Below are 931 nucleotides of genomic sequence, written 5' to 3'. Positions count from 1 at the left end.
GTTTTTGGAACTTACATGTAGGAGGTTATTAGATTTAGGGATGACTGGCAAGGCTCTTTTTTTATAAACGGCAGTTGTGTACTTTTAGGCTGCCGAATTATGTACTTTTATTTTGCCATATACAACCTCCAAATGACCCAATTACAAATAATGGTTTGTTGTCTCTAATTGCTAAATATGCTTCTTCTAACAACCCCGGGTATTTACCTAAAAAGTCTTCCTTCTTCCCACCTAGCAAGATTCTCACATCAAGATCCCTGTTCATTTGCTCTCTCATTTTGCTCAGAGATTTCGCCCATATAACTCTATTTTCTGCATTGGAAGGCTCTAAAAAAGCATCTTTATCAATTTTTAAATCCTGTGGAGCATCAACTGATATTAGTTCAAGCACATCACTGAGATCCGCACGAATATCTGTAGTAATATTTAAATGAATTGGCCAAAATTGATAGTTTTTTATTTTATTATCCGAGTTTATATCTTCTGGAAAATAGCTTCTCACCAAACTGTATAATAATTCAGTATATCCATCCTTTCTTAAATCACCCCCATATATTAAAGTTGCGCCATGTATAATTAGATATCTTGCAATCTCTGCAAATGCATCTCTAAAGTGTGCATCACTCATTCCATAATTGTGCAACTCTTCACTGCCAGATATTGAAATACCAATCTTCAATTTATCAAATAACCTTTGATCAGAATCTAAGCCAGCGTATCGGTATGCAGGAAGCATTGTTGGAGTGATAAACTTAAACTCAGGTCTTAATTTAGTTAACAAGTTTAATTCTTCATATCCTATTGTGTTTGCGGCCGCAGTTTTTGTCCGCAACCATTTAAATTTAGCCAGAGAACCTGTCATAGGAAATTATACAAAAGAGCTGCCAAACGCTATGGCCATGGTATAATGGCCATAGCGTTTGGCAGCTCT

Annotated in this window: 1 protein-coding gene; it reads right to left on the bottom strand. The window is 35.9% G+C overall.

The window, feature by feature from the left end; translation table 11 throughout:
• Positions 1–97: 97 nt before the first annotated feature.
• Positions 98–781, bottom strand: a complete 684-nt coding sequence (locus E4U82_RS19610; RefSeq protein ID WP_135111916.1) for a hypothetical protein — start codon at positions 779–781, stop codon at positions 98–100.
• Between the last annotated feature and the right edge of the window lie 150 nt (positions 782–931).

This window comes from Lentibacillus salicampi, assembly GCF_004565465.1.
GTDB lineage: Bacteria > Bacillota > Bacilli > Bacillales > Amphibacillaceae > Lentibacillus > Lentibacillus salicampi.
This window is presented reverse-complemented; position numbering and strand designations above follow the sequence as displayed.